Annotated in this window: 21 protein-coding genes; 4 read left to right on the plus strand and 17 right to left on the minus strand. The window is 65.4% G+C overall.

The window, feature by feature from the left end; genetic code table 11:
* Window positions 1–20: 20 nt before the first annotated feature.
* Window positions 21–1,040, minus strand: coding sequence for a porphobilinogen synthase (hemB, locus tag ACNFH5_RS01470; RefSeq protein WP_416743684.1), 1,020 nt, complete (start codon window positions 1,038–1,040; stop codon window positions 21–23).
* A gap of 233 nt (window positions 1,041–1,273) precedes the next feature.
* Here hemB and ACNFH5_RS01475 point away from each other — a divergent pair, with 233 nt between their 5' ends.
* Window positions 1,274–1,834 carry a DedA family protein gene (locus ACNFH5_RS01475; RefSeq protein WP_026079304.1) on the plus strand — a complete coding sequence of 187 codons (561 nt, stop codon included), beginning with the start codon at window positions 1,274–1,276 and terminating at the stop codon, window positions 1,832–1,834.
* A gap of 13 nt (window positions 1,835–1,847) precedes the next feature.
* Here ACNFH5_RS01475 and ACNFH5_RS01480 read toward each other — a convergent pair whose 3' ends face one another.
* Window positions 1,848–3,086 (minus strand): sterol desaturase family protein, encoded by a 1,239-nt coding sequence (locus ACNFH5_RS01480; RefSeq protein WP_416743685.1) that lies wholly within the window; start codon window positions 3,084–3,086, stop codon window positions 1,848–1,850.
* A 127-nt stretch (window positions 3,087–3,213) separates the two neighbouring features.
* Between ACNFH5_RS01480 and elbB the strand changes: the two genes are divergently transcribed.
* Complete coding sequence (gene elbB, locus ACNFH5_RS01485; RefSeq protein ID WP_416743686.1) at window positions 3,214–3,864, plus strand: isoprenoid biosynthesis glyoxalase ElbB; 651 nt, start codon at window positions 3,214–3,216, stop codon at window positions 3,862–3,864.
* 146 nt (window positions 3,865–4,010) lie between these two features.
* On the opposite strand, the gene ACNFH5_RS01490 is transcribed toward elbB, so the two are convergent.
* From ACNFH5_RS01490 to ACNFH5_RS01515, 6 genes are all read right to left on the minus strand, one after another.
* Window positions 4,011–4,481 carry a YaiI/YqxD family protein gene (locus ACNFH5_RS01490; RefSeq protein WP_416743688.1) on the minus strand — a complete coding sequence of 157 codons (471 nt, stop codon included), beginning with the start codon at window positions 4,479–4,481 and terminating at the stop codon, window positions 4,011–4,013.
* 71 nt (window positions 4,482–4,552) lie between these two features.
* On the minus strand, window positions 4,553–6,454 hold the full coding sequence (locus tag ACNFH5_RS01495; protein WP_416743690.1) for an FTR1 family protein: 1,902 nt from the start codon (window positions 6,452–6,454) through the stop codon (window positions 4,553–4,555).
* A 139-nt stretch (window positions 6,455–6,593) separates the two neighbouring features.
* Window positions 6,594–7,223 (minus strand): LysE family transporter, encoded by a 630-nt coding sequence (locus tag ACNFH5_RS01500; protein ID WP_054910211.1) that lies wholly within the window; start codon window positions 7,221–7,223, stop codon window positions 6,594–6,596.
* 240 nt (window positions 7,224–7,463) lie between these two features.
* Window positions 7,464–8,222 carry a TerC family protein gene (locus ACNFH5_RS01505; RefSeq protein WP_045213198.1) on the minus strand — a complete coding sequence of 253 codons (759 nt, stop codon included), beginning with the start codon at window positions 8,220–8,222 and terminating at the stop codon, window positions 7,464–7,466.
* A gap of 15 nt (window positions 8,223–8,237) precedes the next feature.
* The gene (locus ACNFH5_RS01510) at window positions 8,238–8,804 is read right to left on the minus strand and encodes a mechanosensitive ion channel domain-containing protein (RefSeq protein ID WP_416743693.1); all 567 of its coding nucleotides are present in this window, start codon (window positions 8,802–8,804) and stop codon (window positions 8,238–8,240) included.
* Window positions 8,804–10,714: an ATP-binding cassette domain-containing protein gene (locus ACNFH5_RS01515; RefSeq protein WP_416743695.1), complete on the minus strand. Its 1,911-nt coding sequence runs from the start codon at window positions 10,712–10,714 to the stop codon at window positions 8,804–8,806. The genes ACNFH5_RS01510 and ACNFH5_RS01515 overlap by 1 nt, the downstream gene beginning before the upstream one ends.
* A gap of 47 nt (window positions 10,715–10,761) precedes the next feature.
* Between ACNFH5_RS01515 and ACNFH5_RS01520 the strand changes: the two genes are divergently transcribed.
* Entirely contained in the window at window positions 10,762–11,226 is a 465-nt protein-coding gene (locus tag ACNFH5_RS01520) for a TIGR02444 family protein (RefSeq protein WP_416743697.1), read from the plus strand.
* A 3-nt stretch (window positions 11,227–11,229) separates the two neighbouring features.
* On the opposite strand, the gene ACNFH5_RS01525 is transcribed toward ACNFH5_RS01520, so the two are convergent.
* The 3 genes from ACNFH5_RS01525 to ACNFH5_RS01535 all read right to left on the minus strand — a co-directional run bounded on the left by ACNFH5_RS01525 (window position 11,230) and on the right by ACNFH5_RS01535 (window position 14,286).
* Window positions 11,230–12,405, minus strand: coding sequence for an AlgP family protein (locus ACNFH5_RS01525; protein ID WP_416743698.1), 1,176 nt, complete (start codon window positions 12,403–12,405; stop codon window positions 11,230–11,232).
* 670 nt (window positions 12,406–13,075) lie between these two features.
* On the minus strand, window positions 13,076–13,543 hold the full coding sequence (rsd, locus tag ACNFH5_RS01530) for a sigma D regulator (RefSeq protein ID WP_138519790.1): 468 nt from the start codon (window positions 13,541–13,543) through the stop codon (window positions 13,076–13,078).
* A gap of 257 nt (window positions 13,544–13,800) precedes the next feature.
* Entirely contained in the window at window positions 13,801–14,286 is a 486-nt protein-coding gene (locus ACNFH5_RS01535; protein ID WP_416743700.1) for a disulfide bond formation protein B, read from the minus strand.
* Window positions 14,287–14,402: 116 nt separating this feature from the next.
* On the opposite strand from ACNFH5_RS01535, the gene ACNFH5_RS01540 reads away from it, so the two are divergent.
* Window positions 14,403–15,488: a PQQ-dependent sugar dehydrogenase gene (locus tag ACNFH5_RS01540; protein ID WP_416743702.1), complete on the plus strand. Its 1,086-nt coding sequence runs from the start codon at window positions 14,403–14,405 to the stop codon at window positions 15,486–15,488.
* A gap of 48 nt (window positions 15,489–15,536) precedes the next feature.
* Here the strand turns inward: ACNFH5_RS01540 and ACNFH5_RS01545 are convergent, their stop codons facing one another.
* From ACNFH5_RS01545 to ACNFH5_RS01570, 6 genes are all read right to left on the minus strand, one after another.
* Complete coding sequence (locus ACNFH5_RS01545) at window positions 15,537–16,769, minus strand: heme biosynthesis HemY N-terminal domain-containing protein (RefSeq protein ID WP_416743704.1); 1,233 nt, start codon at window positions 16,767–16,769, stop codon at window positions 15,537–15,539.
* Entirely contained in the window at window positions 16,766–17,878 is a 1,113-nt protein-coding gene (locus ACNFH5_RS01550) for a uroporphyrinogen-III C-methyltransferase (protein ID WP_416743705.1), read from the minus strand. The genes ACNFH5_RS01545 and ACNFH5_RS01550 overlap by 4 nt, the downstream gene beginning before the upstream one ends.
* 27 nt (window positions 17,879–17,905) lie before the next feature.
* On the minus strand, window positions 17,906–18,664 hold the full coding sequence (locus tag ACNFH5_RS01555) for a uroporphyrinogen-III synthase (RefSeq protein WP_416743707.1): 759 nt from the start codon (window positions 18,662–18,664) through the stop codon (window positions 17,906–17,908).
* Entirely contained in the window at window positions 18,661–19,599 is a 939-nt protein-coding gene (hemC, locus tag ACNFH5_RS01560; protein ID WP_416743709.1) for a hydroxymethylbilane synthase, read from the minus strand. The genes ACNFH5_RS01555 and hemC overlap by 4 nt, the downstream gene beginning before the upstream one ends.
* A 113-nt stretch (window positions 19,600–19,712) precedes the next feature.
* Window positions 19,713–20,459 (minus strand): alginate biosynthesis regulator AlgR, encoded by a 747-nt coding sequence (gene algR, locus ACNFH5_RS01565; protein ID WP_017521347.1) that lies wholly within the window; start codon window positions 20,457–20,459, stop codon window positions 19,713–19,715.
* Window positions 20,460–20,463: 4 nt separating this feature from the next.
* Window positions 20,464–21,534: a sensor histidine kinase gene (locus tag ACNFH5_RS01570; protein WP_416744372.1), complete on the minus strand. Its 1,071-nt coding sequence runs from the start codon at window positions 21,532–21,534 to the stop codon at window positions 20,464–20,466.
* Window positions 21,535–21,550: the final 16 nt, after the last annotated feature.

Consider the following 21,550-nt stretch of genomic DNA (forward strand, 5'->3'; position numbering starts at 1 on the left):
CGCTCGTCTCATCGACGGGGTCAGCCCCCGCTTTTCATTTTCAATTGTTGTGCCGCGCGCTTGGCGAAGTAGGTCAGGATGCCATCTGCGCCCGCGCGTTTGAAGGCCAGCAGGGATTCGAGGATCACCGCCTCGCTGAGCCAGCCGTTGTTGATCGCGGCCATGTGCATCGCGTACTCGCCGCTCACCTGGTAGACAAAGGTCGGCGCGCGGAATTCGTCCTTGGCGCGGCGAACGATGTCGAGATACGGCATGCCCGGCTTGACCATGATCATGTCGGCGCCCTCGGCGAGGTCGGCGTAGATCTCGTGCAGCGCTTCGTCGCTGTTGGCCGGGTCCATCTGGTAGGTGGCCTTGTTGCCCTTGCCCAGGTTGGCGGCGGAGCCGACGGCGTCGCGGAACGGGCCGTAGTAGGCGCTGGCGTACTTGGCCGAGTAGGCCATGATGCGGGTGTTGATGTGACCGGTGGATTCCAGGGCCTCGCGGATCGCGCCGATACGGCCATCCATCATGTCCGAGGGGGCCACGACCTGGGCGCCGGCTTCGGCGTGGGAAAGTGCCTGCTTGACCAGCACATCAACGGAAATGTCGTTCAGGACGTAGCCGTCCTCGTCGAGGATGCCATCCTGGCCGTGGCTGGTGAACGGGTCCAGCGCCACGTCGGTGATGATGCCCAGTTCCGGGAAGCGCTCGCGCAGGGCGCGGGTGGCGCGCTGGGCGATGCCGTCGGGGTTGAAGGCTTCGGCGCCATCGAGGGATTTCTTCTCCAGCGGGGTCACCGGGAACAGCGCCAGCGCCGGGATGCCCAGCTCCACCAGTTCTTCGGCTTCCTTGAGCAGCAGGTCGATGGACATGCGCTCCACACCCGGCATCGAGGGCACCGCTTCACGCTGATTCTTGCCGTCGAGGACGAATACCGGAAGGATCAGGTTGTTGGTGGTCAGGACGTTTTCGCGAACCAGGCGGCGGGAAAATTCGTCGCGACGGTTACGACGCAGTCGGGTAAAGGGGAAGGCACGATCGGCGGGAATGAAGCTCACGGCGTACTCCAGGGCCTGATACAGCAGGCACAGTCTGACAGTTATAGCCCTGAATTATGACCGATTGGTAACAACCGGTAACAGTGACCCTTGGTCGCGGCATCCTGCCGCAGCGGCACACCGCCGCTCTGCACCGGCACAGACTTGTTCCAGGTCAGTTGTGCAGACTGGGGTGCCTTCCCTGCGGGCGACAACCGGGTTAGGCTTCGCGTTCATTTCGCTGCGTTGCCTCGATAATGCTCCAACAATTCCTGCAGGATTTCGGCTACTTCGCGCTGTTTCTCGGCACGTTCTTCGAGGGTGAGACCATTCTGGTCCTGGCCGGCTTCCTGGCTTTCCGCGGCTACATGCAGCTGGAGTACGTCATCGCGGTGGCGTTCTTCGGGAGTTACGCGGGCGACCAGCTCTGGTATTTCCTCGGCCGTCGCCACGGGCGCAAGCTGCTCGCGCGCAAGCCGCGCTGGCAGAAAATGGGTGACAAGGCGCTGGAGCACGTGCGCAAACACCCCGACCTGTGGGTGCTGAGCTTCCGTTTCGTCTACGGTCTGCGCACCGTGATGCCGGTGGCCATCGGCCTGTCAGGCTACCCTCCGGCGCGCTACCTGCTGCTCAACGGTATTGGCGCCATCGTCTGGGCTACCGTGCTGGGCAGCGCCGCCTTCTACTTCGGCAGCGTGCTCGAAGGCGTGCTGGGCAACATCAAGAAGTACGAACTCATGGTCCTCGGCGGCCTGGTGGTGATCGGCCTGCTGTTCTGGCTGCGCCGCCGCTTCAAGGCCAGCAAGACCGACTGACCACGCCGGCCGATCAGGCCGCCTGCGGCAGGCGTTCGGCGCGCCGCAGGCCCGACAGACCGATCAGGCTGAGCAGCGAGTAGACTGCCAGCGCCCAGGGCGCCCACTGTGGCAGCTCGATGCCTCCCCACAGCGCCATAGCCGCCACTGCCAGCACGTTCAGCGCCAATCGCAGCAGTTCCAGGCGCAGCGCCCAGCTTCGATTCTCCAGCCAACAGCCGATGGCGTAGAGCCCGAAAGCCATCCAGCTCCAGCCGATCACCAGCGGCAGCACCTGCCAGTGTTCCCCGACGCCCAGCAGCCAGGTGCCGACCACCACATAGGTGGCGAACTGCAGCCCGGCGTACCACTGGCGGCCGCGCGTCAGCGGCACCTCGAACTTGCGGAAGGACGCCAGGTCCGGCTTGGCCATCGGGTAGCGCTGGGCGACGTCATCGGGGCGCCAGCCGGTGCGCATGAACCAGATGCGCAGCTTGTCCCAGGAACTGCCGGCGCGGCGCGCGTCGTTCCACAGGTGCGCGTACACCTGCAGGTTGGCCCACAACGGGTTCCAGCTGGCCAGTGGCACGGTCACGCCGAACACCACCGGCTCCTCGTCCAGTTCCTCCTGGAAGGTGCCGAACAGACGGTCCCAAATAATGAACACCCCGCCGTAGTTGCGATCCATGTAAACAGGGTTCTGTGCGTGGTGGACGCGGTGGTTGGACGGGGTGATGAAAATCCATTCGAACCAGCCCAGCTTGGGGATGTGCCGGGTGTGCACCCAGAACTGGTAGAGCAGGTTCAGCGCACCGACGGTGAGGAACACCAGCGGCGGCACGCCGGCGATGGCCATGGGCAGGTAGAAGATCCAGCCGAAGATGAAGCCGGTGCTGGTCTGCCTCAGCGCAGTGGAGAGGTTGTAGTCCTCGCTCTGATGGTGCACCGAGTGTGCAGCCCAGAGCACGTTGCGCTCGTGGCCCAGGCGGTGGTTCCAGTAGTAGCAGAAGTCGTAGAAGACGAAGGCGAAAGCCCAGACCCACAGGCTCTTGGCCGACAGCTCGAGCAATGCGAGCTGCTGCCAGGCCAGGGTGTAAGTGACCAGCGCCAGGCCCTTGGTCAGCAGACCACTGGTGGTGGACAGCACGCCGGCGCTGAGGCTGTTCAGCGCATCGCTCAGACGATAGGTGCGCAGGCCGCGCCAGCGGTCGGCGAGCAACTCGATCGCGATCAGGAGGAAAAAGAAGGGCACGGCGAAGAGGATGTAGTTCATGGCGCGACCGAATCGTTATGCTTATGAACAAGGATCCTAGTCCCTTGCCCGACGCCGGCCACGGCCGTCGGCGACAGCCCGGGCGGCATATCGCGACAGCCCCGGCCCCCTCGTACAGGAGCAGTCCATGAAGAAAGTTGCCGTTATCCTCTCCGGTTGTGGCGTCTACGACGGCGCGGAAATCCACGAGAGCGTGATCACCCTCCTGCGCCTGTCCCAGCGCGGCGCGCAGGTCCAGTGTTTCGCGCCGAACATCGAGCAGCACCATGTGCTCAATCACCTCACCGGCGAGGAGATGGCCGAAAAACGCAACGTACTGGTGGAATCCGCGCGCATTGCCCGTGGCGAGATCAAGGACATCCGCGAGGCCAAGGTCGAAGATTTCGACGCGTTGGTCGTGCCCGGCGGCTTCGGCGCCGCGAAGAACCTCAGCGACTTCGCCTTCAAGGGCGACCAGTGCGAAGTGCAGCCGGACGTACTGGCCCTGGCCAAGGCCTTCGCCGCGGCGAAGAAGCCGGTCGGGCTGTTCTGCATCGCCCCGGCCATGGCCGCGCGCATCTATGGCGAAGGCGTGGAATGCACCATCGGCACCGACGAAGGTACCGCCCAGGCGCTGACCAACATGGGTGCCAAGCACATCGACTGCGCCGTGGAAGACATCGTCGAGGACAAGGACCACAAACTGGTCACAACCCCGGCATACATGCTGGCGCAGTCCATCGCCGAAGCCGCCAGCGGCATCAACAAGGCCGTGGATCGGGTGCTGGAGCTGGCCTGAAGCAATTGAGCGTCGAACGTTCGCGAGCAAGCTCGCTCCTACCCGGAGCGGCCGCACCCTGTAGGAACGAGCTTGCTCGCGAACCGATGCCACACCGATCCAGCCCATTGAAATGAAAACGCCCGGCAATGCCGGGCGTTTTCGTTTCAGGGCTTGCGGGCCTCTGCCTCACGCAGCAGCCGCGTCAGCAGCCGATCCAGGCCGTTGGCGAAGGCCTGGCGGTCCTTGTCGCCGTAGGGCGCCTGCCCTCCTCCCACCTGGCCCTGTTCGCGCAGGTCGGTGAACAGGTTACGCACGGCCAGTCGTTCGCCCATGTTCTTCTCGTCGAACTCGCGGCCACGTGGGTCCAGCGCATCGACGCCCTTCTTCACCAGCCGATCGGCCAGCGGCACGTCGCTACAGATCACCAGGTCGCCGGGCTCGGCCTGCTCCACCAGGTAATCGTCGGCGGCGTCCATCCCGCTGGGCACAACGATCAGGCTGACACAGGCGAACGGCGGCTTGGCCACGGGCTGGCCGGCAACCATCACCACCTCCAGCTTGCGCTTGAGGGCGAATTTCGCCACCAGGTCCTTGGCCGCGCGCGGGCAGGCATCGGCATCGATCCAGATACGCATCAGAAAACCATTCTCCAGAAAGCACGACGGCCAGTATCGCACTGGCCGTCGTGGGTCGCTCAGCTATTGCCTCAGGACGAAGCGATCTCGGCGGCCTTGCGGCGCTCGGAGAAGTAGCTGCGTCCGTAGAGCACGGCCACCGCCAGCAGCGCCACGGCCTGGGCCGACAGCGAGTAGGCGTCGGCCTTGATGCCGAGCCAGTCGAAGTCGAAGAACGGCACCGGACGAGTGCCGATCACGCCGGCTTCCTGCAGGGCGACCACGCCATGGCCGGCGAACACCACCGACAGGGCGCAGAGCAGCGCGGCGTTGACGGTGAAGAACAGCTTCAGCGGCAGCTTCGCCGAGCCACGCAGGATCACGAAGGCAATGGCGATCAGGATCACCACGGCGGTGCCAGCACCGGCGATCACCGCGTTGTGACCGGCCGGGCCGGCCTGCAGCCAGAGGGTTTCGTAGAACAGGATGACCTCGAACAGCTCGCGGTAGACCGAGAAGAAGGCCAGCACGGCGAAGCCGAAGCGGCCACCACCGCCCACCAGGCTGCTGCGAATGTAGTCCTGCCAGGCGGCGGCGTGGCGACGGTCATGCATCCACACGCCAAGCCAGAGCACCATCACGCAGGCGAACAGCGAGGTGAAGCCCTCCATCAGCTCGCGCTGGGCGCCGCCGATGTCGATGACGTAGGCCGCGACCGCCCAGGTGGCGAAACCGGCAACGAAGGCCAGGCCCCAGCCGATGTGCACGCCACGCACTGCTTTCTCCTGCCCGGTATTGCGCAGGAAGGCGAGGATCGCGGCCAGCACCAGGATCGCTTCCACGCCTTCGCGCAGCAGGATCAGCAGGGCCGAGAGGAAGCTGATGGAGAAGCTCAGCGAGTCGCCGCTAAGGGCCTTGGCGGCGTCCACCAGCTTGGCCTTGGCCAGCGCCAGCTGTTGCGCCACCTCGGCTTCCGGCAGACCGTCACGCAGCGCCTGACGGTACGCCATCAACTGCTTCTCGGTGGCCTTGCGCAGGTCGGCGTCGACGTTGTCCAGCGAGCTTTCCACCAGCTCGAAGCCTTCCAGGTAGGCCGCCACGGAGAGGTCGTAGGCCTGGTCGTGGTCGCCGGAGCGGTACACGGCGAAACTCTTGTCCAGCGTCGCACTGGTGTAGTCGATCTGCTGCGCCGGGCCACGGTGCTCCAGCGGAGGATGGGCACGCAGGGCACGGAAGCTCTCGGCCGCCGCCTCACCATCGCGTTCGGCAACGTCGGCCGGGGTCTGCGTCGAGAGAGTCGCCAGCGGGTAGGCGTGGGCCGGATCGGCCTTGGCCTGACCAGCGCTGAGGCCGGCGATATAGGCTGCCAGGTCCCAGCGCTGACGCTCGTCGAGCTGGTCGGCGAAGGCCGGCATGTCGGTGCCGGATACGCCCAGGCCGATGACGTTGCGCAGATCGTACAGGCTCAGCTGGTCGAGGCGCGCGCGGTCGGTCAGGTTGGCCGGCGGCGGCTCCAGGCCGATACCCGCCGGGCCGTCGCCCTTGCCGGTATCACCGTGGCAGATCGAGCATTGCTGGGTGTAGATCTCGGCGGCGCGGGTCGGGTCCGGGGTGATCGAAGGCGTCTGCACCACCTGGTAGAGATCAGCGACGCGCGCCTCCAGGTGACGGGCCTGCTGGGCAACCTGCTTGCCGGGGCGGCGCTGCTCGATGGCCTGCTTGAGGCTGGCGGCGTCCTTCTCCAGGTCCGCACGCTCGGGAACGGCCGGCAGGGTGACGATCAGCGACTGCAGATTACCGACGAACTCCAGCTGCTCCTTGTATTCGCTCTCGTCCACGACCTTGCCGTCGGTGACGGTGGCCGGGTAGTCGGCAGCGAGATAGCTGAGCAGGTGAAGGGCTTGGGAGGGGTCGACAGCCGTGTCGGCTTGAGCTCCAAGGCTGAAAAGGCCGACCAGCGGCAACAGCCAGACGAAAAGTTTGGAGGGGCGCATACGGGAAGTTAAATGAGAATGAAAGAGATTAAATTGTCACCTCAGGTTTCCGTCTATGCAAGGACAATGTCCTGCGAAGTTGCGCCTGGAGTGACCGTGCGGACACTCCGGCATTTCCGCAAGTTCTCCTCAAACGCCCTCAGGCCGGGGCGCGGCGGACAGTGGCAAGCAGCGCGGCGGCGCCCACGAAGAGGGTAGCGAAAGTACGGTTCATCACCCGCTGCTGACGCTGCGAACGCAAAGCACGCAGCACGCGGGCAGCCAATCCGGTGTAGCCGGCCATGACGATCAGGTCGACGGTGATCATGGTCGCGCCCATGATCACGTACTGGATTGCCATCGGGCGGTGCGGGTCGACGAACTGCGGCAGTACCGCGAGCATGAAGATCACCGCCTTGGGGTTGCTGGCGTTGACCAGGAAGCCGCGCAGCACCAGGGTCAGCGGCCGGCCGATGGGCCGCTCGCCGCTCGCCGCCATCACCTGCGGCGCAGCGGTCCACTGGCGGTAGGCGAGATAGACCAGGTAGACCACGCCGAACCACTTGATCGCGCTGAACGCCACGGCCGATGCCGAGAGCAGCGCGCCGACGCCGGCGGCAACGATGGCGATCTGCAGGGCGAGGCCGATCTGCAGGCCCAGCGCATTCCAGTAGCCGCGCCAGAAGCCGTATTGCAGCCCGCAGGACATCGAGGCGATGGCCCCGGCGCCGGGCGACAGGCTGATCACCCAGCAGGCGATGAAGAAGGCGAACCAGGTACTGGCGAGCATTGCGGACCTCACGGCGCCCAGGCAGGCGCAATAATTTGTTACGGAGGCCCAGTGTGCCTCAGTCAGGCTGCGCCGCCCAGCATTGCCGACGAAGGTCGGGGGAGCCCTGTAGGAGCGAGCTTGCTCGCGAACCGCCATAACTCCGGAGTCGCCGGGAAACTCCGTTCGCGAGCAGGCGCGCTCCTACGAAAAACCAAAAGCCCGGCGCTGGGCCGGGCTTTTGGTTTCACGACAGACCGATCAGCTCGGAATGTCCTTGCGCAGCTTCACCGGCTCCTCGCCACGCTTGCGCGCCAGGGCGCCGCGCAGGCGGATGTTGATTGCCTCCACCGCCAGCGAGAAGGCCATGGCGAAGTACACGTAGCCCTTGGGCACGTGAATCTCGAAGGCCTCGGCGATCAGCACGGTGCCGACCACGATGAGGAACGACAGCGCCAGCATCTTCAGCGACGGGTGCTTCTCGATGAAGGCACTGATGGTGCCCGCCGAGAGCATCATCACGCCGACCGAGATGACGATGGCCGCAACCATCACCGGCACGTGCTGCACCAGGCCCACGGCGGTGATCACCGAGTCCAGGGAGAAGACGATGTCGATGATCGCGATCTGGATGATGATGCCCATGAAACCGCGGGACTTGCCGCCCTGCTGGCCCCCCTCTTCCGCGCCTTCGAGGCTGTGGAAGATTTCCATGGTGCTCTTGAACAGCAGGAACAGGCCGCCGAAGAAGAGGATCAGGTCGCGCCCGGAGATACCGTGTTCGAACACAGTGAACAGGTCGGCGGTGAGCCGCATCACCCAGGTGATCGACAGCAACAGCAGGATGCGCGTGCCCATCGCCAGCGCAAGGCCGAAGAAGCGCGCCTTGGGTTGCTGCTCCGGTGGCAGGCGGCCCACCAGGATCGAGATGAAGATGATGTTGTCGATGCCCAGTACGATTTCCAGGGCAGTCAGGGTCAGAAAGGCAACCCAGATCTCAGGGCTTGTGAGCCATTCCATAGTGGGAGACGTCCGTCAGGGTGTGGTGGTGGGAAAGTTCGGCCCGCGCCAGCGGCGGATGGCCTTCTGGAAGAACAGGTTGTTTGGTACTTGCAGCAGCGCGCCGGGCGTACCGTCCTCGGCCACTTCTTCCAGGGTGGTGTAGAGCAGGTTGATGGCAATCACCCGGCCCTTCACGCCGGGTTTGTCGGCGGACTCGATGACTTCCACGCGGTCGCCCAGGCGGAACGGGCCCATGGTGAAGATCATCAGCGCGCAGAACAGGTTGGAGAGCACGCTCCAGATGGCGAAGAAGGCCACCGCCGCAACGGCGGCGAAGCCGGTCAGCGCCGCCCAGAGCACATCGGCGGAGACGCCCAGGCGCTCCAGCACCAGCATCACTGCCGAGCCCATGATCAACCAGCGCAGGCCGCCGCGCAGCGGCAGCAGCAGCTCCGGTGGCATCGGGTAGCGCTCGCCCAGGCGGCTGATGGCACGGGTGACAATGCGCTGCACCACCCACGCCAGCAGCAGGATGAGGATGATCTGCCCGCCGCGCACCAGCGGTTCGCTCCACGCCACCAGCAGGTTTACGTCATCCATCACTCGCTGGCCTCGAGCTGGCGCTGCAGCTCTTCGAGGGTTTCCAGGGCCATCAGCCAGGACTCTTCCAGCTCGCTTTCGCGGCCCTTCAGAGTCGCCTGGCGGGCCAGCAGATCACGCAGTTCATCCTTGCGCGAGGATTCGTACAGTGCGCTGTCGCCCAGGCGATGTTCCAGCTCGGCGAGCTGCTCGTGGACCTTGCCCAGCTCCTTCTCCAGCTTGTCGGCTTCGCGCTTGTGCGGGGCGAGCTGCTGGCGCAGGGCCGCAGCGGCCTGGCGCTGGGCGCGCTTGTCGGTCTTGTCGCCAGCGGGAGTGGCGGGCGATGAAGGCGTCTGCCGCGCGCGGAAGTCCACCAGCCAGCGCGCGTAGTCCTCCAGGTCGCCGTCGAACTCCTGGATGCGCCCGTCGGCCACCAGCAGGAATTCGTCGGTGGTGCTCTTGAGCAGGTGACGATCGTGCGATACCACCACCACGGCGCCGGAGAACTCCTGCAGCGCCAGGGTCAGCGCCAGGCGCATTTCCAGGTCGAGATGGTTGGTCGGTTCGTCGAGCAGCAGCAGATTGGGCTTCTGCCAGGCGATCAGCGCCAGGGCCAGGCGCGCCTTCTCGCCACCGGAGAAGTTCAGCACCGGTTCGTCACAGCGCTCGCCACGGAAGTCGAAGCCGCCGAGGAAGTCGCGCAGGGTCTGCTCGCGCTCGGCTGGCGCGATGCGCGCCAGGTGCAGCAGCGGGCTGGCCTTGGGATCGAGCGAGTCGAGCTGGTGCTGGGCGAAGTAGCCAATGGCGAGGTTTTCGCCACGGGCGAGCTCGCCGGACAGCAGCGACAGGTCGCCGGACAGGGTCTTGATCAGCGTCGACTTGCCCGCGCCGTTGGGGCCGAGCAGGCCGATGCGCGCGCCGGGCACCAACTGCAGCTTGACCTTCTCCAGCACGGTCTTGTCGCCGTAGCCCAGGCGGGCCTCGGAGAGGTTCAGCAGCGGGCTGGAAATCTTGTCGGATTCGCGGAAGGCGAAGTCGAACGGCGAATCGACGTGGGCCGGCGCCAGCTCTTCCAGACGCTCCAGTGCCTTGATCCGGCTCTGCGCCTGGCGGGCCTTGGTGGCCTGGGCGCGGAAGCGGGCAATGTACTTTTCCATGTGCGCACGCTGCGCCTGCTGCTTCTCGTACGCCTGTTGCTGCTGGGCGAGACGTTCGGCGCGGGTGCGCTCGAAGGCCGAGTAGCCGCCGCGGTACAGGGTCAGCTTGCGCTGTTCGAGGTGGGCGATGTTGTCCACCACGGCGTCGAGGAAGTCACGGTCGTGGGAGATCAGCAGCAGCGTGCCCGGGTAGCCCTTGAGCCACTCTTCCAGCCAGAGGATGGCGTCGAGGTCCAGGTGGTTGGTGGGTTCGTCGAGCAGCAGCAGTTCGGACGGGCACATCAGCGCCTGTGCCAGGTTCAGGCGCATCCGCCAGCCACCGGAGAAGTCGCCAACCCGTCGGTCCATCTGCTCGGGCGTGAAGCCCAGGCCTGCCAGCAGCTTGCGCGCGCGGGCGTCGGCAGTGTATCCGTCGGCACTGTCCAGCTCGCTGTGCAGGCGTGCCAGGGCGGTGCCGTCATGGGCGTCTTCCGCCGCGGCCAGGTCCGCCTGGATATTGCGCAGGTGCACGTCGCCATCGAGTACGTAGTCGACAGCGAGGCGGTCGAGGGTATCGACTTCCTGGCGCATGTGCGCGATGCGCCAGTCCGCCGGCAGGTAGCAATCGCCGGCGTCCTGGCCGAGCTGGCCGCGCAGCAGGGCGAACAGGCTCGACTTGCCGGCGCCGTTGGCGCCGATCAGGCCGACTTTCTGTCCGGCGTGCAGGGTGAGTTCGGCACCTTCCAGCAAGCGCTGGGGGCCACGCTGTAGCGTAAGATTTTGTAGTCGAATCATGGCGGCGGAGTTTATCAGCTTCGCCTGGCAATCGCTGTGGGTGCTCTATGTCTGATGATGTCTGGTCGTATGCGCTGAAACTCTACGCCCGCCCTGGGGTTGAGACGGCTTGCCTGTCGCTGCAGGAAGGCGGTGCGGATGTCTGCCTGGTGCTCGCTGCGGCGTGGCTGGGCAGCACTGGCGTGGCCTTCGCGACAGTGCGAATGAGCGAGCTGGAAAGCACGGCGCAGGGATGGCGCGAAGAGGTGGTCGTTCCGCTGCGTTCGCTGCGTCAGGGCTGGCGAGAATCGGCGAAGCAGGATGCACAGCTGGCGCCGTTGCGCGAGCAGATCAAGCAGCTCGAACTGGAAGCGGAAAAGGTCCTGCTGGGGAGACTGGAAGCAGTGGCCCAGGATTGGCCACGCGGAGAAGCAGAAGACCTGGCGCGCTGGCTGGAAGCCGCGACAGGTGAAGCCGGCAGCTTGCGCCGCGATGCGCGGGAAATCCTGCGCACCGCGGCGAGCCTCTCCTGAGCCTTAGGAGGCGCTGGAGGTGCTGCTGGCCGGAGCAGCCGGTGCCGGAGTGGCGCTGGCAACCGAGGTAGCGGCCGGAGCGCTCGGCTGAGCAACCGGTGCGCTCGGAGCAGCCGGAACGGCCGGTTTGGCAGCAGTGGCGGGCTTGGGCGCAGCCGGTTTGGCAGCAGGCTTGGCGGCCGGTTTTGCAGCGGGCTTGGCAGCAGCTTTCACCGCCGGCTTGGCAGCCGGTTTCGCGGCAGGCTTGGCAGCCGGTTTGGCAGCGGCAGCTGGTTTGGCGGCAGCGGCAGGCTTGGCGGCAGCAGGCTTGGCTGCTGCTTTGGCGGCAGGCTTGGCTGCGGGCTTGACGGCGGCCTTCGCAGCAGGCTTGGCAGCGGGTTTAGCGGCGGGCTTCGCAGCCGGCTTGGCAGCGGCGGCGGCAGGCTTCGCGGCGGATTTGGTGGCTGGCTTGGCTGCAGGCTTGGCGGCGGCTTTTACAGCAGGCTTGGCAGCCGGTTTAGCGGCGGCTTTGGCAGCGGGTTTGGCAGCAGCAGTTTTCGCGGCCGGTTTGGCAGCCGGTTTTGCAGCGGCTTTAGCGGCAGGTTTGACGGCAGGTTTCGCAGCCGGCTTGGCAGCCGCTTTGGCAGCGACCGGCTTGGCAGCGGCAACCTTGGCAACCGGCTTCGCAGCAGGCTTGGCGGCAGCTTTCACGGCGGGCTTGGCAGCCGGTTTGGCAACGGCTTTAGCGGCCGGTTTGGCGGCAGCCTTGGCAACCGGTTTGGCAGCGGCAGTAGCCGGCTTACGGGTAGCGAGGGATTTGCCAGCGGCTTCCTTCACCTTGGTCACGCCCTGGGCCAGCTTCAGGCTCTCCTGCACATCACGCTTGAGGTTGGCGATGTAGGCACGGGTTTCGGTCTGACGGGCCTTCAGGACGTCCAGTGCACCGTCGATATCGGCGATGGTCGACTTGGCTTTCGCCTGCGCCTTTGCCTTGCCGGTCTTGGTCGCGTCCTGCAGTTTGGCGCGAGCCTTGTGCAGCTTCTCCTGTGCCTTGCCGCGTTGTTTCTCGAGCTTGGCGAGCAGCTTTTCGGAATCGACGAGCGCCTGCTTGCAGGCACCTTCGAGGTGTTCGATCAGACTGTTGGACAACTGGTGCAGCAGATGCAACGGAGTGGTGACGGGTTTCTTGTTGGCCGACATGACGTGCCTCCTGGCGGACGTGGTTGCGCCCATACTAGCCCCGCTGATGGCCTCTCGCCAATGTCCCGATTGTGCTGCAGGCCGCAGCAGGCATCGGCTTCAGAGGTTTTCAGCAGTGCGCGAAGGCGCGTTTTTTCACTCATCCAGAGACGCTGCAACCCGCACTTGGTTCCGTTGGCGCAAGCGGCATCGCAGCGCAAACGCCCGTGGCGCGTGCGTTTGACGACGAAAAATAAATATTCCGGACAGGCCGGAAACCCTCGCCGCAGAGCCTTTTCCGTGACACGTGACAGCCCTGACGAAGGCAGGCTGGCAGTCGTTCGCGGCGCGCCAGCACGACGTGAGAATCGCGACCACTACAGCGTGGAAACGCTCTCGCGAGCACGCCTTCGCAGTCACCATCGCAGCCCGTTTTTAGTCGCGACTCATCGCGTAAAAAAGACTGCGCGAACACAACTGCAAGCTGCCGAACGGCCCGAGTTCTTCAGCGTTGCGGGTGCACGGGGCTCGAAGCATCGCGGACAGAGTCCGCTCCTACGCGGAGTTGAACCTTGGGTAGGAGCGGACTCCGTCCGCGACAGGCATGAACGGCACAGACTCAATACGAAAGCGGAAACGAAAACGGCGCGAGTGCTTCAAGCGCTCGCGCCGTTGTCGGATCACCCTTGGCTCAGGCCGTGACGGCTTTCTGCTCGTGGGCGTTGTGCAGCACTTCGATCAGGCAGTCTTCCAGTTCGAAGCGTTCGTGCAGTTGCTGGCGCAGACTCTTCAGTTCGCTGGTCAGGCAGGTGCCTTCACGGCAGTCGCCGTTGTCACAACGGTCGTTGAAGTTCAGCGCATTGGCGGTGATGGTTTCGAGGCGGGGGTAAATCTGCTTGGCCAGTTCCAGACCACGCGTATCGCCGAAGGCCTGCGCTTCGTTCATCAGCTGTTCGTAGACTTCGAAGTGGCCTGCCGACACGTAGTCGAGCAGCAGCTGACAGAAGCTTTGCAGATTCTCGGCATTGGTCTTCGGCGCCTGGACACCGTCCAGGGAATCGAATGCCCGGACCAATTCATGTCGATCCCGCAACCAGCGGTCGATCAGCTGGTGTACGCCTCCCCAACGTTCCTGGGCATTACGGCAGCTCTCGAGCATGTTGTCCTCACTTCCCTTGTCGCCGTCCCGGCAAAGTCCGCCCCGGGACAATATTCTGTCGAATTTCGACATCCGCGATGTGTGAAGCTTGTTCGGCGGCGGCTTTCCGACGGAGTGGAAAACCAGAGTATGCCCGCCCGTTAACGCCTTCAAGACACCGGCATCGGGAAAATTCATACGAGCGTTTAATCGACAGACCGCGACGCCTCTGGCCTGAGCCGATGAGGCGCAGGCCATGGCGAATTGAGATGCGACGCTCAGCCGCGGCGGCGGAAGAACTGCACGATGGCGAACAGGGCGAAACCGATGAAGGCCAGCAGGCTCCACTCCGGAATGCTCAGGCCAAGCAGGGTCCAGGACACCTCGGCGCAGTCGGCCGAACCGTGGAACATGGTCCAGATGATGTCGGCATAGGGCATGCTCTCCATCATGTATTCCAGCGGCGGCAGGCAGGATGGCAGTTGGTCCGGCGGCAGAGTCTGCAGCCAGACCTGACGGCCCGCGGTGCCGGCGCCGCCCAGGGCGCAGAGCAGGATCAGCACGGAGTAGATGCGCGGCGCACGACCGTGCAGCGCAGCGATCAGCGAGAACAGACCGCAACCGGCGAAGAAGATCCGCTGCAGGATGCACAGCGGGCAGGGTTCGAGCCCGACCATGTACTGCAGGTAGAAGCCGGTGCCAAGCATGGCGACGCAAGCGAGGAAGGCAAGGAAGAACAGGGACCGAGGGCTGGCCAGATTCATGGCGGCTCCGCTGAAAAGCGCTGTTGCAGGAAAGGTCGCTACGGTAGAGGAAACACGACGATCAGTTCAAGGCGAGTGTCTAGACTGGCCGAGGCACTCATCCGGGAATTCCTGCCATGCGTCGTTATCTTCCACTTTTCTCGCTGCTTTCTCTGACAGCAACGACGGCCATTGCCGACACCGATCTCAGCCAGATCCGTCTACCAGAAGGCTTCCACATCAGCCTGTTCACTGACCAGGTACCAGGTGCGAGAGCCATGGCCTGGGGCGACAAGGGCACGCTGTTCGTGGGCAGTCGCTCCGCCGACAAGGTCTACGCAGTGAAGCCCGACGGCCAGGTGAAGATGCTCGCCGAAGGCCTGCAGATGCCCGTGGGCGTGACCTTCCACAAGGGCGACCTGTACGTGTCCTCGATCAACCGCATCGTCGTGCTGCGCGCTATCGAGTCGCACCTGGACGCTCCGCCCAAGGCCGAGGAACTGCCGGCACAGTTCCCGAAGGAAACGGCGCACGGCTGGAAATTCATCGCCTTCGGCCCGGACGACAAGCTTTATGTGCCGGTTGGAGCCCCCTGCAACATCTGCCGTCCGGACCGCGAGAAATACGCCAACCTGCAACGCATGAACGCCGATGGCAGCGCACGGGAAGTGGTCGCGTATGGCATCCGCAACACCGTCGGCTTCACCTGGCATCCTCAGACCAAACAGCTGTGGTTTACCGACAACGGCCGCGACCTGCTGGGCGACGACAAGCCCGATGACGAGCTGAACAAGGTCAGCAAGGTGGGCGAAGACTTCGGCTACCCCGACTGCCACCAGGGCGATATCGCCGACCCCGAGGAAGGCAAGAAGCCCTGCTCCGCCTTCACGCCTCCAGTGGCCAGACTCGGCCCGCACGTCGCCGCACTGGGGCTGCGGTTCTACACCGGCGAGCAGTTCCCCGCGGAGTACCGCAACAACTTGTTCATCGCCGAGCACGGTTCGTGGAATCGCACGCAGAAGATCGGCTATCGCGTGGCGCGTATCGAGCTCAACGAGGACGGCACGCTGAAGCGCCAGAGCGTGTTCGCCGAGGGATGGCTCGACAAGGATGGCGAGGTGCACGGGCGGCCAGCGGACGTACTGGTGGCGCCGGACGGCTCGCTGCTGGTCAGCGATGACCAGAACGGCGCCATCTACCGCATCAGTTACGGCAACCCCTGACAACGAAAACGGCGCCCTCAGGCGCCGTTTTCGCGTGCTGCGACGGGATCAGGCCCGTACGGGAACCGGCAGGGAAACCGGCGGCGCCAGCAGGCCCAGGCCTTCCTGGAACAACTGGTTGCTGTGCTCCACCTCTCCCAGTTGCGCAAGCAGGCGCGCCAGCTCGGCGCAGGTTTCCGCGCTGCGCTGGCGGGCCAGGCTGGCTTCCAGGTATTCACGCGCCTTGCCCCAGAGCTTGTTCTGCAGGCACAGGCGGCCAAGGGTCAGCAGCAGCTCCGGATCGTCGCCATGCTGCTTCAGCCAGCTTTCGGCGGTCTTCAACTGGTGCGCGCCATCGCGGCCGCGGGCGCGGCCATAGAGGTGCACCAGGCGGCTGTCGTAGCCTTCCTTGAGCGCCTTGCGCAGCACTTCCTCGGCCTCTTCCGGCGCGCCCAGGCGCAGCAGCTGCTCAGCGTAGGCGGCCACCAGCGGCGGCTGGGCGCGAAGATTCGACGGCACGTTCTGCCAGCGCTGGGTCAGAGGCTGCAGGCTGCTCTCGCCCTGGCCGACGCCCTGTTCGCCCGCGGCGCTCAGCGCGGCCATCCAGGTGCGGCGCTCCAGGTCCGCCAGCTCGGCATTCTGCAGTACACGCTCCTTGCGCAGCTCGGGCAGCAGTACGCACAACGCCTGCCATTCGTGGAGGCTGACGTAGAGCTGCTGGAGCAGGCGCAGCACGGTCGGGTGACGCGGGTGATCCTGGTGCAGCTTGTCCAGCACCACACGGGCGCGGGTGAAGTCGCCCCGGTTGATCAGCAGTTGCGCGCGGGTCAAGCCGACGGCGAGCTCGGCGCCGGGCTCGCGCTCCTGGGCGCGGTCCAGCAGTTCGTCACACTCTTCGGTCTTGCCCAGTTCGTTGGCCGCGCGGGCGGCGCCCAGGTAATGCGACAGCGGACGATCGCTCAGCTCGGCGGCACGCCGCAGATGACGCAGCGCCTGCGCCCAGTGCCCTTCGGCGAGGTCGCGTTGGCCGTGTTCCTCGGCCAGCTGCGAACGGCGGCGACGGTTGAAGCGCGACCAGGGGTTCACCACGCGACCGGAAACGCCCAGCAGCCGCAGCACCAGACGCACGGCGAGGTAGATCACCCAGAGCACCACCAGCAGCGCGAGGAAAGTCCACAGGCTGGATTCGTAGCGGAAGCTCTTGTAGGCGATCAACACGTAGCCGGACTGCTCGGCGATGGCCAGCCCGATCAGGGTCGCCGCGAGGACCACGGCAAGGATCAGGACATACACACGGCTCATGGCTGGGTCCCCGCGTCCGGCGCCACCGCCTCCTGCTGCTGCACCGCGTTCTCGCGGCGCGACAGGTAGGCCTGCAGCGAACTCAGGGCCGGGCCGAGGTCCGGCGTCTGCACGGTGACGGCCTGGCCGCCCAGCTCATCCAGGCGCGCAACCAGCGCGCGGCTGTCGGCGAGGTCGGCGTTGAAGAAGTCGGCGATGATCTGCCTGGCCTGCTTCAGCGCCTGCTCGTAGACGTCCTGCTTGCCGTTCAGTGCGGCCCACTGCGCCTGTTCCAGGGCAAGGCTCAGGGCGAGGCGAACGCGGTCCAGTTGCTGGCCGGAGAGCAGCGGGCGGATGTCCTGCCCGGCATTGAAATCGATGCGCACGTAGCGCGAGATGCGTTCCCACCACTGGTCCCAGGTGCTGCTGCCGTCGCCCCAGGCCGTGCTGGGACCGGTACCGCCCTCGGAGGGTTTGAACGCCGGACTCAGAGGTTGCAGTTGGGCAGCCTGGTCGCGCAGCGCGCCCAGCTGCAGGAACAAACCGGTGCGATCCGGTCGTGGCAACGCGCGCAGCGCTTCCAGGCTCTTGGCCAGTTGCGCACGGGCGGCGAAGGCGCCCGGATCGTTGTTCACGCGAAGGATGTCGTCGGCGCCCTGGACCAGCTCGGTAGCGCTGTCGATGTCCTGCAGCGCGGAGAGCCGCAGCGCTGCCAGGCGCAGCAGGTGTTCGGATTCGGCCAGGCGCCACTGTTGGCGGCTCTGCCCAAGTACTTGCTTGACCTGTTTGGCCAACTGCTGCTGATCGCCCTGCAGCTCAACCACCAAACGGCGGCGGGCTTCGAGTTCGTCGGCGTTGGGCAGGGTATCCAGGCGCTTGTTCAGCTCGGCGTTGGCGCTCTGTACGCCCTGCGCCTGGGCGCGGGCATCTTCCAGTTGCGCAGCGCGCTGCTGCTCGGCGCCCTTGAGCTGCTGGACCTGCCAGAGGCCCCAGCCACCGGCGGCGAGGCCGGCGGCGCCGACCAGCAGGGCCAGCAGGGCGATACCCGTGCCGCCCTTGCGCGGGGCCGGCGCGGCGGCCGGACTGGACGATGTTGGTGAAGTCTCTTGGGGAGTGACGGCTTCGCTCACAGATCCATCCTTCGCTCGAAAATTGTTCTAGTCGGCGCTTCTCAACGCTTCCATTAATGCCGCCGGGCTTGCGCCCCGGCAATCGATTACTTGCAGCGCACCCATCTCCCGCGCCTGGTCAGCCACCCGCGGGCTGGGCACGAACAATGGCATCGCGCTCACTTGCGGCCAATCCTCCGCCGCCAGCTGTCTCAGGTGCTCCAGCCCCTGCCCACTACTGACCGCGATGGCGTTCAAACGCTCCGCCTGAATTCGCCGCAGCAGCTCGCCCTGGGGATAAGCCGGCAATTCGCGCCGGTAGAGTTCCAGATAGTCCACCGCCACGCCTTGGCCGCGCAGGCGTTCGGCAAGGAATTCTCGGCCACTCTCGCCACGCATGATCAACACCTTCGGATCATGCACCTGCAGGGCCTGCTCGAACTCAGGCAGGGCCATCAGGGCTTCGCTATCGTCGCCGTCCTGCGGGCAGACCACGTCCAGGCCGTAATCCTCGAGAATAGCCGCCGTAGCGGCGCCGACGGTGAACCAGCGCTGGGTCAGCGGCGGTTGCGGCCAGTAGCGGTCGAGCCGCTCCAGGCCCAGGCGCGCCGCGGGCTTGCTGACCACGATAACCGCGCAGTAGCGGTCCAGGTCAAGGATCAGGCTGCGCTCGGCGGGCGTCTCTTCGCGCGGCGTGATCGCCAGCAAGGGCAGGCAGTCGCCGTGGATACCGTGTTCGGCGAGAGTGGTGGCAAGGGCCGCGCAATCCTCTTCGGGACGGGTCAGCAGCAGCCGCCAGCGACTCACGGGTGACCAGCCTCGCCATACACCGCGTTGAGGATTTCCTCGGCGCCCTGGCCCAGCAGGTCCTCGGCGACCTTCACGCCCAGGGCTTCGGCGTCGGCGAAGGGCGCACGCGCTTGCGCGCGCAGCAGTTGGCTGCCGTCGGGCTGGCCGACCAGGCCACGCAGCCACAGCTGATCGTCCTCGAGGATGGCGTAGCAGGCGATGGGCACCTGGCAGCCGCCATTGAGGCGCTTGTTCAGCGCGCGCTCGGCGGTGACGCGCAGGGCGGTCTCGCGGTGATGCAGCGGTTGCAGCAGGGCATGGATTTCCACGTCGGCGCTGCGGCACTCGATACCCACCGCACCCTGGCCACCGGCCGGCAGGCTGGCTTCGACGCTGATGGAGGAGCGGATACGGTCTTCGAAGCCGAGGCGGATCAGGCCGGCGGCGGCGAGGATGATGGCGTCGTACTCGCCGGCATCGAGCTTGGCCAGGCGGGTATTGACGTTGCCGCGCAGGAAGCGGATCTGCAGGTCAGGACGGCTGGCCAGCAGCTGGGCCTGGCGGCGCAGGCTGGAGGTGCCGACCACGCTGCCGGCAGGCAGGTCGTCGAGGCTCGCGTAGGTGTTGGAGACGAAGGCGTCGCGCGGGTCTTCACGCTCGCAGATGCAGTACAGCCCCAGGCCTTCGGGGAAGTCCATCGGCACGTCCTTCATGGAGTGCACGGCGATGTCCGCTTCGTTGTCCAGCAGGGCGGTTTCCAGCTCCTTGACGAACAGGCCCTTGCCGCCGATTTTCGCCAGCGGCGCATCCAGCAGCTTGTCGCCGCGGCTGGTCATCGGCAGGAGGGTCACGGTCAGCCCAGGATGAGCTTGTTCCAGGCGGGCCTTGACGTATTCGGCCTGCCAGAGTGCCAGGGCGCTCTGGCGCGTGGCGATACGGATTTCGCGAGACATGGGCATTTCCAGGCAAAGGAAGCGTGCAAGAAAGTGCCCGCATGATAACAGCTCACGCAAACGAAAAGCCCGGGGGCCGCCCCCCGGGCTTCTAGCGCTGCGGCACTGTGTCGCTACAGGTTGTGCATGAGTCGCCGAACGCCGGCGACATGGCGGCGGCTGACGGTCAGCGCATCGCCATTGAGTCCTTTCAGGTACAGCTGGAAGTGCCCCAGCGGCGTGCGTTGCAGGCGCTCGATGCGCTCGCGGGAAACCAGCGCGTTGCGGTGGATGCGCACGAAGCGGTCACCGAACTCGTCTTCCAGTGCCTTCAGCGGCTCGTCCAGCAGCACTTCGCCGCCAGCGTGGCGCAGGGTCACGTACTTGTGGTCGGCGATGAAGAAGATCACGTCTTCCAGCGGAATCAGCTCGATGCCTTTGCGGGTCCGCGCGCTGATGTGGCTGCGCGGGCCGGGGCCGCCGGCGGCCGGGGGTTTGGTCAGCGCCGCCAACTGCACGCGGTTGGGCCGCGAGGCTTTCTTCAGGGCGTCGGCCAGATCCTCGCTGCGGACTGGCTTGACCAGGTAGCCGACCGCACTGACCTGGAACGCCTCCAGGGCGAATTCATCATGGGCGGTGCAGAAGATCACCGCCGGCGGGGCTTCGCGCTCGCACAGCTTGGCGGCCACCTGAAGCCCGTCCAGGCCGGGCATGCGGATATCCAGCAGGACGATATCCGGCTTCAGGCTGTCGATCAGCGTCAGCGCTTCTTCGCCGTTGCTGGCGGATGGCTCGAGGACGCGATAGCCGTCCAGTTGCCCCACCAGCCGGGCCAGGCGCTCTCGCGCCAGGGGTTCGTCATCGACGATCAGGACATTCATAAGCTCAGGCTTCCTGCATGAGACGCGCACATGGATAGCGTAGACAGGTGAAGTGCCGTCCGTCACGGCGCTCGACGCTGAGACTAGCTTTTGGCCCGAAAAGTGCCGCAAGTCTCGCCGCAATATTTTGCAGGGCTTGCTTGGTCCCCTTCGTGGGCAGCGTCTCGGTCGACTCGTCGTACGGGTTGCTCACGCAGAGCTGGAACACACCGTCACGGTAGTCCGCCTCAACTTTCACCAGACCGCCTTCGATGCGCGGCTGGATGCCATAAATCAATGAGTTCTCGAGCAACGGCTGCAGCGTCAGCTGGGGAATCGGCACGCCATCGGGCACGCCGCTCACCTGCCAGTCCATCTGCAACCGATCGCCAAGACGGAACTGTTCAATGGAAAGATAGCGTCTGGCCAGCTCAAGTTCCTCTCCCCAGGAAATTAATGTTCCAGGTTTGGCCAGGCTGGCGCGAAAAAGGTCCGAAAGATTCAGCACCGCCAGCTCGGCCTTGCCCGGATCGATCTCGATCAGGCTGGCGATGCTGTTCAGGCTGTTGAACAGGAAATGCGGACGGATGCGCGCCTGCAGCGACTCGATCCGCGCCCGCAACTCAGCCTGCTCCTGACGTCGCCATTGGCTCTGGAGATAAAAGTAGCGTAGCAACAGCGTGGACATGATGAGCGCAATCAACGCATGGCGCAGGTAGAGATTGACCTCGCCGGTGCGCGACATGGGCCCGCCCAGGGAGAAGTAATCCGCCACCGCGGTGCAACCCAGCGTCAGCATGACCACCAGCGCGCAGCTGAGCAGCCCGGAGAACCACGCCGGCCAGCGCGCCATGAACGGCCGCAGCTGGCACAGCAGGCCTGCCGAGAGCAGGACGATCCATTGCACGAACAGTGAGGACAGCGCCAGGCGCACCCAGTTGAAGCTGGGCGTCATCGGCTCGGCAAGCACCAGCACGAGCACCAGCAACTCGGCGAGCAGCACCAGGCTGAACAGCGCTTCGGGCTGGCAGAGTTCGGGGATGAAGAAGTCTTCGTTGGGCGCCGGCTTGTCGCCGGTCTTCGTCAGTCTGGGCATCGACGCAGTTTCCGTA

The organism is Pseudomonas sp. NY15435 (assembly GCF_048068295.1).
Taxonomy (GTDB): Bacteria; Pseudomonadota; Gammaproteobacteria; order Pseudomonadales; family Pseudomonadaceae; genus Pseudomonas.

What these genes read in the sequence shown, in the direction of transcription:
- ACNFH5_RS01510 (WP_416743693.1), bottom strand. Translation starts at nt 8,804, where the DNA reads ATGGATGACGTAAACCTGCTGGTGGCGTGGAGCGAACCGCTGGTGCGC.
- ACNFH5_RS01495 (WP_416743690.1), bottom strand. Translation starts at nt 6,454, where the DNA reads ATGCGCCCCTCCAAACTTTTCGTCTGGCTGTTGCCGCTGGTCGGCCTT.
- rsd (WP_138519790.1), bottom strand. Translation starts at nt 13,543, where the DNA reads ATGCTCGAGAGCTGCCGTAATGCCCAGGAACGTTGGGGAGGCGTACAC.
- ACNFH5_RS01540 (WP_416743702.1), top strand. Translation starts at nt 14,403, where the DNA reads ATGCGTCGTTATCTTCCACTTTTCTCGCTGCTTTCTCTGACAGCAACG.
- ACNFH5_RS01505 (WP_045213198.1), bottom strand. Translation starts at nt 8,222, where the DNA reads ATGGAATGGCTCACAAGCCCTGAGATCTGGGTTGCCTTTCTGACCCTG.
- ACNFH5_RS01570 (WP_416744372.1), bottom strand. Translation starts at nt 21,534, where the DNA reads ATGCCCAGACTGACGAAGACCGGCGACAAGCCGGCGCCCAACGAAGAC.
- ACNFH5_RS01535 (WP_416743700.1), bottom strand. Translation starts at nt 14,286, where the DNA reads ATGAATCTGGCCAGCCCTCGGTCCCTGTTCTTCCTTGCCTTCCTCGCT.
- ACNFH5_RS01525 (WP_416743698.1), bottom strand. Translation starts at nt 12,405, where the DNA reads ATGTCGGCCAACAAGAAACCCGTCACCACTCCGTTGCATCTGCTGCAC.
- algR (WP_017521347.1), bottom strand. Translation starts at nt 20,459, where the DNA reads ATGAATGTCCTGATCGTCGATGACGAACCCCTGGCGCGAGAGCGCCTG.
- ACNFH5_RS01520 (WP_416743697.1), top strand. Translation starts at nt 10,762, where the DNA reads ATGTCTGATGATGTCTGGTCGTATGCGCTGAAACTCTACGCCCGCCCT.
- ACNFH5_RS01545 (WP_416743704.1), bottom strand. Translation starts at nt 16,769, where the DNA reads ATGAGCCGTGTGTATGTCCTGATCCTTGCCGTGGTCCTCGCGGCGACC.
- ACNFH5_RS01515 (WP_416743695.1), bottom strand. Translation starts at nt 10,714, where the DNA reads ATGATTCGACTACAAAATCTTACGCTACAGCGTGGCCCCCAGCGCTTG.
- ACNFH5_RS01480 (WP_416743685.1), bottom strand. Translation starts at nt 3,086, where the DNA reads ATGAACTACATCCTCTTCGCCGTGCCCTTCTTTTTCCTCCTGATCGCG.
- elbB (WP_416743686.1), top strand. Translation starts at nt 3,214, where the DNA reads ATGAAGAAAGTTGCCGTTATCCTCTCCGGTTGTGGCGTCTACGACGGC.
- ACNFH5_RS01490 (WP_416743688.1), bottom strand. Translation starts at nt 4,481, where the DNA reads ATGCGTATCTGGATCGATGCCGATGCCTGCCCGCGCGCGGCCAAGGAC.
- ACNFH5_RS01500 (WP_054910211.1), bottom strand. Translation starts at nt 7,223, where the DNA reads ATGCTCGCCAGTACCTGGTTCGCCTTCTTCATCGCCTGCTGGGTGATC.
- hemC (WP_416743709.1), bottom strand. Translation starts at nt 19,599, where the DNA reads ATGTCTCGCGAAATCCGTATCGCCACGCGCCAGAGCGCCCTGGCACTC.